The sequence below is a fragment of the Methylobacterium sp. J-043 genome (assembly GCF_022829505.1).
Classification (GTDB): Bacteria; Pseudomonadota; Alphaproteobacteria; order Rhizobiales; family Beijerinckiaceae; genus Methylobacterium; species Methylobacterium extorquens_A.
On sequence record NZ_JAKSYB010000072.1, the window covers coordinates 1 to 580 of the forward strand.

1 pseudogene is annotated in these 580 nt (G+C 72.4%); it reads right to left on the minus strand.

From position 1 onward, the window contains the following. Nucleotides 1–580: pseudogene (locus tag MKK50_RS22610) on the minus strand (hypothetical protein); the annotation flags it as partial.

A 580-nucleotide genomic window follows, 5' to 3' on the forward strand; every position in this document is an offset into this window, starting at 1 on the left:
AGCGGCCGGTTCCGAGCGTCAGCCGGTCGGCACCCGAGCCGCCGAGCACCACACCGTTGCCGGCGCCGAGGGTGACGGTGTCGTCGCCGGACACGCCGACATCCGTGCTCTCGACCCGACCCGGGGTGCAGTTGACCAGACGGACGGGCCCGCCAGCACCGCTGATGATGGTATCGCCGGTCCCGCCAGGGACGGGTTCGCCGCGGGGGCGGCCAAGGGCGAGCTTGCGGCGGTTGCCGAGCTTGATCGTGTCGGCCGGGCCGAGGACCGGCGTCAGCGTCTGGATCAGGGTCGGCACGCCGGCCGTAAGGTCGAGCTGGCCGCTGTCGCCGAGCACGGTCTTGGCGCCGTCGCCCGCCGTGATCGTGTCGGAGCCGAAGCCGCCGAGGAGGGTGTCGCTGCCGTCGCCGGCCGTGATCGTGTCGTTGCCGCCCAGACCCGTGTCGGTGGACAGGATCTGCGTGAGCAGGCCGGCCGCGTCGTAGCTGACGCTGCCGAAGTCGCCGAGGATCAGGTCGGCACCCTTGCCGGTGGTGATCGTGTCGGCATCCGCGCCGCCGATCACGAGGTTGTCGCCGTC